The sequence below is a fragment of the Burkholderia sp. AU32262 genome (genome assembly GCF_020419985.1).
GTDB lineage: Bacteria > Pseudomonadota > Gammaproteobacteria > Burkholderiales > Burkholderiaceae > Burkholderia > Burkholderia semiarida.
This window is the reverse complement of sequence record NZ_JAIZRS010000038.1, coordinates 1-14521: the sequence shown is the minus strand read 5'-3', so window position 1 is coordinate 14521 and position 14521 is coordinate 1. Positions and strand designations below refer to the sequence as shown.

15 protein-coding genes are annotated in these 14521 nt (G+C 67.5%); 9 read left to right on the top strand and 6 right to left on the bottom strand.

The window, feature by feature from the left end; translation table 11 throughout:
- Positions 1 to 191: 191 nt before the first annotated feature.
- Both LGN10_RS30670 and LGN10_RS30665 read left to right on the top strand, forming a co-directional pair.
- Positions 192 to 1313 carry a TauD/TfdA family dioxygenase gene (locus tag LGN10_RS30670; protein WP_059637735.1) on the top strand — a complete coding sequence of 374 codons (1122 nt, stop codon included), beginning with the start codon at positions 192 to 194 and terminating at the stop codon, positions 1311 to 1313.
- Between the two features lie 96 nt (positions 1314 to 1409).
- Positions 1410 to 2351 (top strand): ABC transporter substrate-binding protein, encoded by a 942-nt coding sequence (locus LGN10_RS30665; RefSeq protein ID WP_226226026.1) that lies wholly within the window; start codon positions 1410 to 1412, stop codon positions 2349 to 2351.
- Between the two features lie 107 nt (positions 2352 to 2458).
- Here LGN10_RS30665 and LGN10_RS30660 read toward each other — a convergent pair whose 3' ends face one another.
- The 6 genes from LGN10_RS30660 to LGN10_RS30635 form a co-directional block, all read right to left on the bottom strand.
- Positions 2459 to 2998: an AidA/PixA family protein gene (locus tag LGN10_RS30660; protein ID WP_226226025.1), complete on the bottom strand. Its 540-nt coding sequence runs from the start codon at positions 2996 to 2998 to the stop codon at positions 2459 to 2461.
- Positions 2999 to 3062: 64 nt separating this feature from the next.
- The gene (locus LGN10_RS30655; protein WP_059577607.1) at positions 3063 to 3566 is read right to left on the bottom strand and encodes an inclusion body family protein; all 504 of its coding nucleotides are present in this window, start codon (positions 3564 to 3566) and stop codon (positions 3063 to 3065) included.
- 292 nt (positions 3567 to 3858) lie between these two features.
- Positions 3859 to 4242 carry a GtrA family protein gene (locus LGN10_RS30650; RefSeq protein ID WP_060010744.1) on the bottom strand — a complete coding sequence of 128 codons (384 nt, stop codon included), beginning with the start codon at positions 4240 to 4242 and terminating at the stop codon, positions 3859 to 3861.
- A gap of 13 nt (positions 4243 to 4255) precedes the next feature.
- On the bottom strand, positions 4256 to 5299 hold the full coding sequence (locus tag LGN10_RS30645; protein ID WP_089466202.1) for a glycosyltransferase family 2 protein: 1044 nt from the start codon (positions 5297 to 5299) through the stop codon (positions 4256 to 4258).
- A 24-nt stretch (positions 5300 to 5323) separates the two neighbouring features.
- Positions 5324 to 6703 carry a glycosyltransferase family 87 protein gene (locus LGN10_RS30640; RefSeq protein ID WP_226226024.1) on the bottom strand — a complete coding sequence of 460 codons (1380 nt, stop codon included), beginning with the start codon at positions 6701 to 6703 and terminating at the stop codon, positions 5324 to 5326.
- Positions 6700 to 7938: a glycosyltransferase family 87 protein gene (locus LGN10_RS30635; RefSeq protein ID WP_226226023.1), complete on the bottom strand. Its 1239-nt coding sequence runs from the start codon at positions 7936 to 7938 to the stop codon at positions 6700 to 6702. The genes LGN10_RS30640 and LGN10_RS30635 overlap by 4 nt, the downstream gene beginning before the upstream one ends.
- 1052 nt (positions 7939 to 8990) lie before the next feature.
- Here LGN10_RS30635 and LGN10_RS30630 point away from each other — a divergent pair.
- The 7 genes from LGN10_RS30630 to LGN10_RS30600 form a co-directional block, all read left to right on the top strand.
- Entirely contained in the window at positions 8991 to 9182 is a 192-nt protein-coding gene (locus LGN10_RS30630; RefSeq protein ID WP_060313814.1) for a Flp family type IVb pilin, read from the top strand.
- Between the two features lie 149 nt (positions 9183 to 9331).
- Positions 9332 to 9523: a Flp family type IVb pilin gene (locus LGN10_RS30625; RefSeq protein ID WP_059577621.1), complete on the top strand. Its 192-nt coding sequence runs from the start codon at positions 9332 to 9334 to the stop codon at positions 9521 to 9523.
- An 82-nt stretch (positions 9524 to 9605) separates the two neighbouring features.
- The gene (locus LGN10_RS30620) at positions 9606 to 9812 is read left to right on the top strand and encodes a Flp family type IVb pilin (protein WP_060313811.1); all 207 of its coding nucleotides are present in this window, start codon (positions 9606 to 9608) and stop codon (positions 9810 to 9812) included.
- A 28-nt stretch (positions 9813 to 9840) separates the two neighbouring features.
- Positions 9841 to 10380 carry a prepilin peptidase gene (locus LGN10_RS30615; protein WP_226226022.1) on the top strand — a complete coding sequence of 180 codons (540 nt, stop codon included), beginning with the start codon at positions 9841 to 9843 and terminating at the stop codon, positions 10378 to 10380.
- Between the two features lie 32 nt (positions 10381 to 10412).
- Positions 10413 to 11813, top strand: a complete 1401-nt coding sequence (locus tag LGN10_RS30610; protein ID WP_226226021.1) for an ATP-binding protein — start codon at positions 10413 to 10415, stop codon at positions 11811 to 11813.
- A gap of 35 nt (positions 11814 to 11848) precedes the next feature.
- Positions 11849 to 12688 (top strand): Flp pilus assembly protein CpaB, encoded by an 840-nt coding sequence (cpaB, locus tag LGN10_RS30605; protein WP_226226020.1) that lies wholly within the window; start codon positions 11849 to 11851, stop codon positions 12686 to 12688.
- Positions 12689 to 12792: 104 nt separating this feature from the next.
- Positions 12793 to 14521: type II and III secretion system protein family protein (locus tag LGN10_RS30600; protein WP_226226019.1), on the top strand; the 1729-nt coding region annotated here is incomplete at its 3' end.

Genomic DNA, 14521 nt, shown 5'->3' with positions numbered 1-14521 from the left:
CAAAACGCGGTGAACCGGTTCCGTCCGCATTGCTGAACTTATATCGATAATTTTTGTTTGCAATCGAATTAATATCATTTCGAAATGCAATGACGGTCTCCTAGTCTTGTCGAGCGCTTCGCCCCGAGGACGGCGGCGCGCGGCGGCGATGCCATGCCGCTCTTCGAACCAGATCTTTATACGAGAGACCTATGACCTATCTCGCAGATGCACGCATCGCTTTGACGGCAGCGGAATCCGCTCACATCCGCACGACGCTCGGCGCGCTGGATTACGACCCGGCCGGCGGCGCTGGCTATATCAGCGCAGTTCGCAAGCTGGCCTACAACGCGTTTCCCGACCGGATCGTCGACGCATTCGACCGGGCGAAGGCGCCGACCGCGGACGCGCACGGCTCGATCGAGATCGACAACCTGCCGATCGACGACGGCGTGACGGGCAGCCCGCGGTTCGAGGAAACCGGCCGCTCGTTCAAGGCCGGCGTGCTCAGCGAGAACGTGCTGGTCGCGTTGAGCACGCTCGCCGGCGAGCCGTACTCGATCGCGCACGAAGGGCGCGAGCTGGTGAACAACCTGACGCCGCACAAGGCGACCGCGCGCGACTACACGGGCCTCGGCTCCGAGGTCGAGCTCGACTTCCATATCGAGAACGCCGCGCAGGCGCACATGCCGGAAGGCGACACGTCGCCGTTCGCGCTGCTGCTGCTCGGCGTGCGCAGCGAGGCCGGCGGCGGCCCGTACACGCGGCTCGCCGATGCGCGCCGCGCGCTGCAACTGCTGTCGCCGGACGATATCGCGCAACTCTACGGCGAGCACTACATCATCCGCGTGCCGTACCGATGGCGCGGCGCGACGCCCACGCCGCGCGACAACACCGACCTGAGCGCGGTGCTGTCGGGGCCGCTCGACGCGCCGCGCGTAACGGTCGCGTTCTATCCGGACATGGTGCTGGCCGTCAACCCGCGCGCGCAGGAAGCGCTGGCCAACCTGTATCGCGCGGTGCGCGAGGTGTCGTTCGGCGTGCAGGTGTCGCCGGGCAAGCTGGTGCTGATCAACAACCATTTCACGCTGCATTCGCGCGACCGCTTCGATCCGCAGTACGACGAGAACGACCGCGCGTTCCGCTGGGTGCAGCGCGTGTTCGTCGCGCGCAGCCTGTGGAATTTCCGTGCGTTCACGCCGCTGCAGGCACGCGTGTTCGACCCGAAGGCGCTGTATGCGGGCGAGTCGGCGCACGCGAGGCCTCCGTCGCCCGTCGTGCAACCGGCGGCCCGGCGTGCGGCCGCGGTCGAACTGGAAGCGACGCCTGCGTGACCGGCCCGGCGGGGCAGCGACTGGCGTCGAACGTTGCCGGCCCGCTGCCCGCGCCCGCTTCGCGCATCCCCGAATAAAAACAGGATTCCACAAGACATGAGAAGAAACGCTTTTCCCGTCGCACGCATCGCCCGCGTGCTGGCCGCCGCGCTGATCGCCGCGAACGCCGTCGCGGTACACGCCGCGTCGTTCGACCTGAGCCCCGAGCAACCGGGCCGGCAGCGCGGCGCGGTGAATCCGGCGGTCGAGCAGGCGCTGCCGGCCGGCTTCCGGTTCGCCGACGCGAACACGCTGACGATCGGCATCGCGCCGAACCTGCCGCCGCTCAGCACCTATGCGACCGACGCGCGCACGGTGGTCGGCTTCGATCCCGATCTCGCGCAACTGATCGCGGACAGCATCGGCCGCAAGCTGAAGATCGTGCCGCTCGCGTGGGCCGACTGGCCGCTCGCGCTGCAATCCGGCAAGGTCGATGCGGTGATCTCGAACGTGACGGTGACCGAGCAGCGCAAGGAGAAGTTCGACTTCTCGACCTACCGGAAGGATCAGCTCGGCTTTTACGTGAAGACCGGCAGCAAGCTTGCCGCGATCCGCGAACCGAAGGATGTCGCGGGGCTGCGCGTCGTGACCGATTCGGGCACGAACCAGGAAAAGATCCTGCTCGAATGGAACCGGCAGAACGTCGCGCGCGGCCTCGCGCCGGTCGAGATCCAGTATTACGCGGATGCGGCCGAGCGCTGGGTCGCGCTGCAGTCGGGCCGGGTCGACACGATCTTCAGCGTGAATTCGATGCTCGCGTACCAGGCGTCGCTGCGCGGCGATGCAAAGCTGATCGGCACCGTCAGCGGCGGCTGGCCGCGCACCGCGGATATCGCGATCACGACCCGCAAGGGCAGCGGCCTCGCCGAGCCGCTGACGCTCGCGATCAATGCGCTGATCGCGAACGGCAGCTACCGGAAGGCGCTCGACCACTGGCGGCTGGATGCCGAGGCGATCGACCGGTCGCAGACCAATCCGCCGGGGCTGCCGCGCACCTGAGTACGGCACGCGGCGGGGCGCACGTGAGCGTCGTCGTAGCCGTCCCCCGCCCCGATCGCGTTGAAGTCGGCATTCACCGGCAACGTGAAACGGCCGTCGCGATCCGGCTACGGTGTGGCGCCGGGCTGTTTCGTGTCCGGCCCGCTGCCGGCGATCTCGATCGTCGTTTCCCAGCGGAAATAGCCCGACACGGCGCCGTCGCGATCGAGCACCGCGAAATCGGCCGTGCACGTGGTGGCGCCCGGGGCCAGCACCTCGCCGCGCCAGAAATGGTCCTTCATCGGCTGGCACGACGGATGCAGCAGGTCGTCGCCGTTCGGCACCGCCGTGGCGGCGTCGCGGATCTCCGCTTCGATCGGCGCGACGATGCCGGCGTCCCTCAGCGCGAACCGGACGAACAGCACGGTCACCTCCGCGCGCAGCGCCAGCGCGGTTTCGCGCAGATGAAGCCGATCGCCCGGTGACAGGCCGGCAAAGAGCCGGTTGTCGTGGTGGCTGACCTGCCCGGCGTCGCCGGGGCTCAGCACGTAGATGTGCCGGCCGTCGATCACGGTGGGCGCGTCGGCGTCCCGGCTCGCATCGGGATAGGCCGCCAGCAGCGTGACGGCGTCGACGATCGCGAGCGCATCGCAACGTACACCAGACATGAGCACGTCCTCCGCAACAAGGGGCGGGACGGGCGGCCGTCGTGCGGCCGCCCGCGTGCCGCGATCAGTTATGGATCGAGATGAACGGATCCCACGAGAAGCAGCCCTGGCTCTGGCAATTGCGATCGATGATCTGGAACAGGAAATGGTAGGTCACGCGGCCGACCTTCAGGCATTCGGACGACCAGTAGTAGTTCGCGACCTTCTGGCACGTCGGCACTTCGGGCTTGCTGGTGTTCGGCACCGGAATCGACGCCTCCGCGACGCGCGGCGTCGGCGTCGAGATCAGGTCGTTGCCGACGTTGCCGATGAACTTGTAGAACACCACCTGGTTCTCGAAGCCCAGCGACAGGCTCGTTTCGCGCCAGCGGATCAGGTCGCCGACCTGCGCCTTCAGGTCGAGCTCGCCGCCCGCCTGGCCGGAGATGACGTTGTCCTGGTTGGTCACCATATAGACATAGTGCCAGTCGATCAGCGTTGGCGCCGCCGGATTCTTGCTGGGATTCGGATATTTTTTGAGAATGGTTTCGGTATCGAACGAAACGAGCACATCGGTAACGCGTGACATAGAAGCTCCCGTTTGAAGTAATGGGACTTATCGTTGCGCGAATTGCTTCGTGCGGCCACCATCGCCTTGTGCAGCAAGGCTTCTCACCGATATCGACACGTGCGGAAGCGACCGCGAATGCAGATTATCCCGTTTGATTGCTCGTGGAAGCTGTAAAAGTAAACAGGTCGATAAAATGATTTATCGGGTTAATTTTAAAATCGGAATCAATCGATTAGATGCGTGACATAAATATCGCGACATTGAATCTGTTAATTGATTGGTCGATCGTTGGCGGGCCGGGAAGGGGAGCTTACCGATACGTCCAGAGCCGGTGCAGCACGAACGTCGTCGGCGGGATCAGCAGCGCGATCGCGACGACGCTCGTCGTGCGCGACGCATCCAGCGCCTCGGCGGCGCGCGCGAGCAGCAGCGTTTCGACGAACCCGGCGAGCGTGACCGCGAGAAAGCGCGTCGCATTGCGGGTGCGTACCGTCGACGAGAAGCTCCACAGCGTATTCGCCAGATACGAGAACACGGTGGCGCAGAGGAACGCGACCGCATTCGCGGTCACCGGTGTCGCATCGCGCAGCGCGAACAGCGCTGTCGCGACCAGCGTGTGAATCGCGGTCGAGCAGAGCCCGGACACGCCAAAGCGCACGAGCCGCGTGCGCTCGGCCTGGAGCAGGCCGATCATGGCGCCGGTGCGTTCAGCGCGCGCCGATGCGCGGCCGGGCCGGCTGCACGCGCCGGCGTGCGGGCTGGCGGCGTGCATCGCGCGCGACCGGCAGTTCGATCACCTTGCCGTGCGCCTGGTAGCGGCGGCGGATCAGGTAGACGGGCCGTTGCTTCGATTCGTCGTAGATGCGCCCGACGTATTCGCCGACGACGCCGATCCCGATCAGCTCGATGCCGCCGATGAACAGCGTGACCGAGATCAGCGACGCGTAGCCGAGCACCGGATTGCCGAGCAGCAGCGTGCGCAGGATGATGAACGCGCCGTACACGAATGCGAGCGCCGCGATGCCGATGCCGATGTAGGTCCAGCTGCGCAGCGGCACGGTGCTGAAGCTGGTGATGCCTTCGAGCGCGAAATTCCACAGCTTCCAGCCGGAGAATTTCGAGTGCCCGGCGCTGCGCGGATCGCGCTGATATTCGACGATCACGGTCTTGTAGCCGACCCACGCGAACAGCCCTTTCATGAAGCGGTGTCGCTCGGGCAGGTTGCGCAGCGCGTTCACGACCTTGCGGTCCATCAGCCGGAAATCGCCGACGTTCTCCGGCAGCTTCACGTCCGACAGCAGGTTGTGCACGCGATAGTAGATCGCGGCGGCGGTGCGCTTCGCGAACGAATCGCACGCGCGGTTGCTGCGCTTCGCCGCGACGACCTCCGCGCCGTCGCGCCAGTGTTCGATCATCACGGGGATCAGGCTCGGTGGGTCCTGCAGGTCGGCGTCGAGCGGGATCACCGCATCGCCGGCCGCTTCGTCGAGGCCGGCCGTCAGCGCGGCCTCCTTGCCGAAGTTGCGGGTCAGGTCGATCACGCGCACGCGCCGCTCGGCGGCGCCGATCCGGACCAGGCGTTCCAGCGTGTCGTCGCGGCTGCCGTCGTTCACGCAGACGATCTCGAAGCGGATCGCGTCGATCGCGCTCAGCAACGGAATCACGACGTCGAAGAAGCGCTCGACGGCTTCGCCTTCGTTGTAGAACGGCACGACCAGCGAGACGAGCGGCGTGTAGATGGATTCCCGCATGATGATTCCCCTTGTGATGTCGCTTTACCTGCCGGCGCCGAGCGTCGGGCGACCGGTGCGGCGCATGCCGTGCGCCGGGCGGTGGTGTGGCCGGAGCCGGTGGGTGAACCCGGTCTCGGTGGAGGTGTCGCGCGCGTCGGGCATCGACGGCACGTCGCGTCTTTCCCGGGCGATCCGGCTGACGAGCAGCGCGAGCGACGCGAGCGTCGCGAGCGGCATGAACTGGAACGACAGGTGCGGCACGATCGCGAGGCCCGCGAGCGGCATCGGCCACAGCAGCATCAGCCATTCGCGGTCGAAGCGCCGCCAGCCGCGCGTCGACGCATAGCGTGCGTACCACGCGATCACGATGCCGTACCACGTCAGGTCGTAGTCGTACAGATAGGGGCTGACGAGCAGGCATGCGCACGCGAGGGTCGCGGCGCGCAGGGCATACGAGCACGCGCCGCGCCACGCGTAGACGACGGCGACCGCGGCAACCGCCGCCGACAGCAGTTGAAGGCCGCGCGCGACGAGGGCGGGCCAGCCGGCCATCGTCGCGAGCGCGAACATGGTCGGCATGCGTGCGAGCTTCGCGTGACCGGTGCCCACGATCGTGTAGACGTGGGCGATCAGGTGCGCGAACGCGATCCACGGGGCGACGCCGAACGCGAGCGTCGCGAGCAGGGCGCTGACGGCGATCGTCGCGGCCCATGCGGCCAGCGCGCGCCATTGGCCCGCGCACAGCAGCGCGAGCGGGAACAGCACCGCGAGCTGCGGCTTCATCGTCAGCAGCCCGAAACAGATGCCGGCGCAGACGGGGCGGCGTTTCAGCGCGAGCAGGCCGACGGCGGCGAGCGTCGCGGTGAAAAGGCTCGTCTGCCCGACGATCACCGTGAGGAACACGCCGGGGAACGCGAGCGCGCACAGCCACGCGACATCGCGCTGCACGGTCGCGCGCATCGCCGCGGCGAACAGCGCGATGCCGATGCCGAGCCACAGCACGAGCGCCAGCGTGTACGGCAGCCAGCCGAGCGGCGCCACAAGCAGCAGCATCGTCGGCGGATAGAGCCACGGCAGCGTGCCGTCCGCGAGCGTCATCGTCGGGATGGCGAGCTTCTGGACCGCGAACAGCGCGGAGTAATGCCACGCGTCGGCGCCGTGCCCGTGCGCGGCGAGCCATGCGGCGCTCCAGACCGGCGAGAAATCCTGCGACAGCGGCTCCAGCGCGCCGCCGTGCGACAGGTGCACGCGGATCAGGTAAATGGCGATGAACAGCAGCTCCGTCAGCAGCACGGCGGCCGCATAGAGACGCACGCGATCGCGATTGAGCCAGTGCGGATGGCGGCGCGGGCCGGCGATCGGGAGTTCCGGGTGCAGATCGGCATTCGGGTGCGCGTGACGGGCGAACGACGGCGTCTTCATCGTGCGCTCCGCGACGCGAGCGCCGTGCGGCGCACGACGACGAACAGCACCGCGAGCAGCACGACCGGCCCGATCTGCGGCAGCTTCATCAGCCGGTTCAGCATTTCGAAGATCGGCAGCAGCCACGCGAGCACGAGAATGCCCTGGTCGCCGGGCAGCCAGCCTTCGTCGAGGCCGTGCGCGATCAGGCAGAAGAGCGCGATGCCGAGCCACGTCAGCTCGTAGTTCCACAGGTACGGCGTCGTCAGCAGCGTGGCGACGGCCAGCACCGCGCCGCGCAACCGCATGTCGCGCGTGCGGCGCCATACGTTGACAGCCGCGGCGAGCGCGACGAGCGCGACCGCCGCCTGGGCGGCCAGCGCGGCCGCCACCGGCGCGCCCGCGAGCCGCAGCGCGGCGAACGGCGTCGGCGACGCGAGCCAGTACGACGCGAGCATGAAATGCTGCGCGCGTACCGTCGCCATCGCATGACTCAGCCCGTGCAGCGCGGCGGGGCCGGCCAGCGCGACGCCGGCCGCCGCGAACAGCGTCGCGCTGAGCGCCGCCGCCGCGAAGGTGCGCCACGCACGCGTCGCGATCAGCACGAACGGGAACACGACGGCGAGTTGCGGCTTGATCGCGAGCAGCCCGATCAGCACGCCGGCCAGCACCGGCCGCCTGCCGAGCAGATGCAGCGCGAGCGCGGCGAGGCCGGCGGTCAGGATGCTGTTCTGGCCGAACAGCGCGGACATGCACACCGCCGAATACGCGACGACGACGAACGCCGCGGCGCGCGGCACGGGAAGATGCGCGCGCAGCCCCGACAAGCGCGAGACGGCGAACGCGTAGCATAAAAGACTGCCCGCGAAAAAGAGGAAGTAAGCGGGCAGGAAAGGCACGAGGGCAACCGGCGCGATGAACAGCAGCATCGTCGGCGGATAGAGCCAGGGAAGCGGCCGGTTTTGCAGATACGCACCGAAGTGCGCGAACTCGGCCTGCAGGAATGACGACGTGTCGTAGGCCGCCGCGGCATGGCCTTGCAACACGAGATGCGATGCGGTCCAGAAGACCGAGAAGTCGGTGCCGGGTCGGGCGGTGGCGTTCGATGTGAAGCCGTCGGTCACGACACCCCAGACGATCAGGAGCGCGACGAAGATCATCAGCATGATGCAGCTGTACGGAATGATCCGGTCGGCCGTCAGCCATTGAGCACAGCGTATTGCGCGATCGCGCGTTTCACGATTGGCTGTGTACATGATGCCCCGTCTGTGGTTTGGCCGCGTGGTTTGTCGCAGCCGTTCGATGTTGTCGTGCCTGCGGATCGAATCGCGCTGAATTGGCGTTGTCCGGTGAATTCATTGTTGAAGAAAAAATCGCGTGATGCAAACCGCGCACGGCCGGCCGACATTGAATGTGTTCAGCGATTCGGGTGAAAACCGCCGTTTCTGGTATGAGAAAACGCCGCCGCCGGCATTCGTGTTTCTGGCCTGAAACATTCCGCGATTTTTAGCGGCCGGGCATGCCGCGGAACCCGCGACGCCTGGGCGCGCCGCCGCGTCCGGGAAAATCCCGAGAAAATTTTTTTGGACCTTTGTGCAGCGCGATGACGGGGTTTCATGCCGGCTACATGCGCCGGCGCCGCATATATCAAAGTTGAAACATTTCGGCGGCCGGGCGGTTGGCGGGAGGCCGGGTCGATCGCCGAAACCCTTGGTGCGTCTCGATTTCGCCCGGGATGGTCCGCTCTTTGCGTAAGCGTTGGCACGGCAGTCGACGATGTGACGACCGGGCGGTTCGGGCAACAGGCAGCGGAACCGGCTCGCGAATCACCTGCGGAAAAAGTCGGGCCGGAGCGCGTCGGGGAACACGCGGCTCCCGTTCGATCCACCGCGGCAACCGTCGTCGAACGACCCGAGAGACCCGGTCGCTTCAGGGCAATAAGAAATCGGCATGGCAGTACATGGGGAATAAAAATGAAAGACCACAGCACATCGCGGATCGCAAGCCGCGTTAAAGACACATTGCGGCTTTGCCGGGAATTCATCTCCCGTTCAACCGGATTCCATGCGTCGGACGGCCGTCGTGCCGTTCAGTTCGATCGACCTGCCCGGCTCATCCGGCCGGTCGCACCGTACGCGCGTCTCTCATGCTCCGTCTCGCCGATACCCGTTCGCACGGACCGCGGTGGTCCGCCCCGTTTCCGCGACTGATCGTCGGCTTCCGATTTCCAGAGTAGTGCCGGTGGTGCCCCCTCCCGACGTCATGACCGACGAAGGGTATTTCATAGCAGTCCGAAAGGAGAACGCTCATGTCAAGAATCATCGAAAAGATCGCGTGGTTCGCCCACGATCAGGACGGTGTGACGGCCATTGAATACGGCCTGATCGCCGCGCTGATCGCGATCGGCATCGTCGCCGCGCTGGCGACGGTCGGTACGGATCTGAAGACCGTGTTCAGCACGATCGCCGCGGATCTGGACTCGGCGGTAGCAGGCATCTGATGGACGGTACGACGAACGGTTCGCCCGAATCGTCCGGATCGTTCGTCGGCGCCACACGGCATCAACGACATTCCTCGACGTATCGATGCACGGTCGTCCGACCAGCCGGTGCGCGAGGGTTTTGAAAGTCACCACGCAAGGAGAACATCATGTCCAAGTTCATTCAACAAGCCGGCCGTTTCATTCGCGACGAAGACGGCGTGACCGCCATCGAATACGGCCTGATCGCCGCACTGATCGCAGTCGGCATCATCCTCGCGCTGTCGACCATCGGGAAGGATCTGAAGACCGTGTTCAGCACGATCGCGGCCGACCTCGATTCGGCGGTTGCAGGCATCTGATGGAGCGTGCCGTGGACGGCTCGGCTGGTGCAGCGTTCGAGCCGTCCCCGGCGATTCCGTCAACCGGACACCGGAGACCATCATGAAAGCCATCGTGCGTGTCGCCCGTCGCTGGATCGCCGACGAACGAGGTGTGACGTCGATCGAGTATGCGTTGCTCGCGTCGATGTTCGCCATCGCGGTACTGGGCAGCGTCGTCACGCTGAAGGGTTCGCTCGGCGATGCGTACGAGATGATCGCCGCGGCCGTGAGCACCGCCGTGACCACCGCGCTGGCGATGGCTTCCTGATCCACCGATTCGACCCGCGAGGTTCGCCATGTTTCCCGTTGCGCCGCCTTATCCGGTTCCGTTGTGCGTGACGCTGCTCGCGATCGCCGCGGCCAGCACCGACATCGCGACCCGTCGCATTCCGAACCGTCTCGTGCTGCTCGGCCTGGCCGGCGCGCTGGTTGCGCAGTGCCTGTTGCACGGCGTGCCCGCGGGCGTGCTCGGTTGGCTCGCCGGCGCCGCGACCGGCTTCGGCCTGCTGCTGCCGTTCTACCTGCTGCGCGGCATGGCGGCGGGCGACGTGAAGCTGATGCTGGCGATCGGCGCATGGGTCGGCGCGGAAATGACGTTTTACATCGTGCTGGCCACGTTCCTGGCCGGCGGGATCGGCGCCATCGTCTACGCGCTGCTGCGCGGGCGGATGCGCCGGATGTGGGCGAACGTGCGCGCGCTGATCGTGCGGCGTTCGCAAGCGGCGCGCGCCGAGGTCGCCGACGGCCCCGTCGAGATCGCGTCGGTCGGCACGCTGCCGTACGGCGTCGCGATCGCGGCCGGCACGCTGGGCATGCTGTTCGCGTCGTGCGCATAGCGCGGCGGATCCGAAACGAGGACGCAACGATCATGAACACGAACCACACCGAACCGAGACGCGACGCGCAGGTGGCACGCCTGCCCGATCCGCTGCCGTCGCGGGAGGTCCACACGAAGCTGGGCGCGCAACTGCCGCCGGCTCCGCGCTCGCTCGCGGAAACCGGGTTGAGCATGGCGTTCGTCGCCGGCCTCGTGCTGAAGTCGACGCTGGTGCTCGGCCGCCCGTCGTACGGCGACCTGGTCGAGCGGCACTGCCTGCCGCTCGCGGTGCTCGACGACGTCTTTGGATTCCTGGTGCGCGAGCATCTCGTCGAGCTGACCCATCGCGGCGCGACCGATCTCGACGTGACGTTCCGCCTGACCGATGCGGGCCGCGTGCTCGCGCTCGAGGAGCGGGAACGCAGCGGCTACAGCGGCCCCGCGCCGGTGACGCTCGACGCGTATCTCGCGAGCGTGGCCGCGCATTCGGTGCGCAAGCTGCACATCGGGCAGAGCGACGTGTGGGCCGCGTTCGAAGGCGTCGTGATCGACACGGCGGTGCTCGATGCGGCGGCCGCCGCGCTGAATGCGGGCCGGCCGCTGCTGATCTACGGCCCGGCCGGCAGCGGCAAGACCTTTCTCGCCGAGCGGCTCGGCTCGCTGATGCACGGCCGCGTGCCGGTGCCGCACGCGATCTGCGCGGCGGGCGAAGTGATCCAGGTCTACGACCCGCTCGTGCACGTCGATGCGCAAGCCGCGTGCGGCGGCCAGTCGGTCGATCGGCGCTGGCGTCTGTGCCAGCGCCCGGTCGTGATGTCGGGCGGCGAGCTGACGCTCGACGAGCTCGATCTGCGTCGCGACGAAGCGGCCGGCTTCTACCAGGCGCCGCCGCACATGAAGGCGAACATGGGCATGTACGTCGTCGACGACCTCGGTCGCCAGCGCGTCGAGCCGCGCGACCTGCTCAACCGCTGGCTGCGTCCGCTCGATCGCGGCGTCGATTTCATGACGCTCGAATCCGGCAACCGCTTCGTGATGCCGTTCGACGTATGGCCGGTGTTCTCGAGCAACCTCGCGCCGGAGCAGTTCTGCGACGACGCGTTCATGCGCCGCCTGGGCTCGAAGCTGCACGTCGGCGCGATGTCGATCGACGACTACCGCGCGGTATACGACGCGGCCTGCGCGACGCTCGGGCTCGTCTCGGCGAGCGATGCCTTCGATTTCCTGCTGCATCGGCTGCATCGGCCGACCGGCAAGGCGTTTCTCGCGTGCTTTCCGGCGGACCTGCTGCGCCTCGTGGCCGCCGGCGCGCGTTACCGCGGCGATCCGCCCGAGGTGACGCACGACGCGCTGTACGACGCGTGGGCGAGTTATTTCGGCGCGGCGCCCGAACGGGACGGCGGCCATCCGCCGCCCATCGAGCGCGGAGGCCGTACGTTCGTCACCGGTTGAGCGGTTTCTTTCACGATTCGTCGAGGAGCATTGCCATGAAAAACAGTCGAGCGGTCATGATGCTGGTCGTCGCGATGATCGCGGGTCTTGCCGCGGTCGTATTCGCCTCCCACTGGCTGATGCAGACATCCACGAGCTCGGTCACGTCCGTCGCGGTGGCCACCACCGACCTGAACCTGGGCGAGCCGCTCGGGCCGAACCAGATCCACATGGTGAGCTGGCCGTCGGGCAGCGTGCCCACGGGCGCGTTCACCGACACGAAGGCGCTCGAAGGGCGTGTCGTACGCACCAGCCTCGCGCGCGGCGAGCCGGTGATCGAGTCGAAGCTCGCGCCGGTCGGCACGAAGGGCGGGCTGTCCGCGGTGATCGCCGACGGCAGCCGCGCGATCACGGTGCGCGTGAACGACGTGGTTGGCGTCGCGGGCTTCGCGCTGCCCGGCAACTACGTCGACGTGATCGTCAACACGCAGGAACAGCAAGGCAAGACCGACGGGCAGAGCATCTCGAAGATCGTGCTCGAGCACATCCTCGTGCTCGCCGTCGCGCAGCAGGTCAGCCGCGACGACACGGCGCCGAAGGTGGTCAACGCGGTGACGCTGGAAGTCACGCCCGACCAGGCCGAACGGCTCGACCTCGCACGCAGCGTCGGCACGCTGTCGCTGGTGCTGCGCAACCAGGTCGACCAGAAGACGCTGGCCACCGGCGGCGCGACGAAGATGACGCTGCTCGGCAAGGCGCCCGCACCGGAAGCACCGCCGGCGCCCGTCCATGCGCGGCCGGTGCGCGTGCACGTCGCGTCGCATGCGGCGCCGGAAGTCCGGCGCGACTGCGTCGGCGTGCTGTCGGGCGTGAAGAGCAGCGTCGAATGTTTCTGAAGCAGATCGAACCAGCCAGATAAACAAACCGGCCGCCGGCAACGCGCGGCGGCCTTGGAAGTCGATAACCGGCACGGCGCCGGTCTCTCGGGGGATCAGACGAAATGAAGATCAAACCGCAACGCACAGGTACCGGCCCACTGCGCACACGCGTCGCACGGGGCACGATGATGGCCGCGATCCTCTGTTCGGGATGGCTGACCGTATATGGCGCACTCGCCCAGGAAGGCATCGAATCGGCGGTGCTGACCAAGGGCGGCGCCAGCGCGCCGGCCGCGGTCGGCAAGGGGCCGATGCAGATGACGATCAGCATGTCGCCGGCGCCGGCCGCCGCGCCCGCCGCATCGGCGGGGCCGCTGCGCGGGCCGAACTGCGTTGGCGCCGTGCACGAATCGACCAGCGTCGCGGTGCCGCTCGGCAAGTCGCTGCTGGTGCCGATGCCGGAGCCGGTCCGCAACCGGACGATCGGCAATCCGGCCGTCGCGCAGGCGACGATGGTGTCGCCGCAGACGCTGTACATCCTCGGGCTCGCGGTCGGCACGACCAACATGATCGTGCAGGGCAGGAGCGGTGCGTGCCGCGTGATCGACGTCGCGGTCGGCGCGGACGCCGGCGGCCTGCAGGCGTCGCTGCTGCAACTGATGCCGAACGAGCGCGACATTCACGTGTCGACCGCGGCCGGCACGATCGTGCTCGCCGGCACCGTGTCGAGCTCGCAGGCCGCGCAGCAGGCCGTGCAGATCGCCCATGCGTACGGCGACAACGCGGGCGAAGGCGCGGGCGGCGGCAAGCAGGGCGGCGGCGTGCTCAACATGCTGAACGTCACGTCGCCGCAGCAGGTGATGCTCGAGGTGAAGGTGGCCGAGGTGTCGAAGACGCTGATCAACCAGATGGGCAGCGCGTTCAACATCCAGGGCGGGTTCGGTTCGTGGAGCGGCGCGCTGGTCAGCAACCTGCTCGCCGGTGTCGCGAGCGGCGCCATCTTCAACAAGGCGAACAACAAGCCGTTCAGCATCGCGGCCGACGCGCAGAACACCGACAACCTCGTCAAGATCCTCGCGGAGCCGAACCTCGTGACGATCAGCGGCCAGGAAGCGACGTTCCTCGCGGGCGGCAAGATCTTCATCCCGATCCCGCAGAGCAGCGGCAACGGCACGTCGTCGATCACGCTGCAGGAAGAGGAATTCGGCGTCGCGCTGAAGTTCACGCCGACGGTGCTGGCCAACGGCCGGATCAGCCTGAAGGTCGCGCCGGAAGTGTCGGAGCTGTCGCAGACGGGCGTCACGCTGAGCGCGACCAACATCGGCGGCACGTCGATCCTGCCGCTGATCACGACGCGGCGCGCATCGACGACGGTGCAGATGAGCGACGGCGAATCGTTCGCGATCGGCGGGCTGATCAAGGACAACGCGACTGGCGCGCTGAAGGCGATCCCCGGCGTCGGCGAAGTGCCGGTGCTCGGCGCGCTGTTTCGCAGCACGTCGTTCCAGCAGGACCGCACCGAGCTGATCTTCCTGATCACGCCGCACCTGGTGAAGCCGCTGCAGACCGCCGACGTCGCGCTGCCGACCGACAGCTTCTCGAAGCCGAACGAAATCGACGTGTATGCGACCGGCAACATGGAAGGCCGCCGCGGCGTGCGCAAGGCAGGCGCCCAGCCGATGCAGCCCGCGAACGATGCCGCCGCCGCGCCGCAGACACCGGCCCAGGGGCCCGCACCCGCTCCGGCGCCGAAATCGGAAGCCCCGGTCGCGCCGGCCGCGCTGCCCGCGCCGCGCGCGCCGCAAGCCGCCGTGCAGCCGCCGGCGCCGGCCGAGCCGCCGAAAGCGGCGC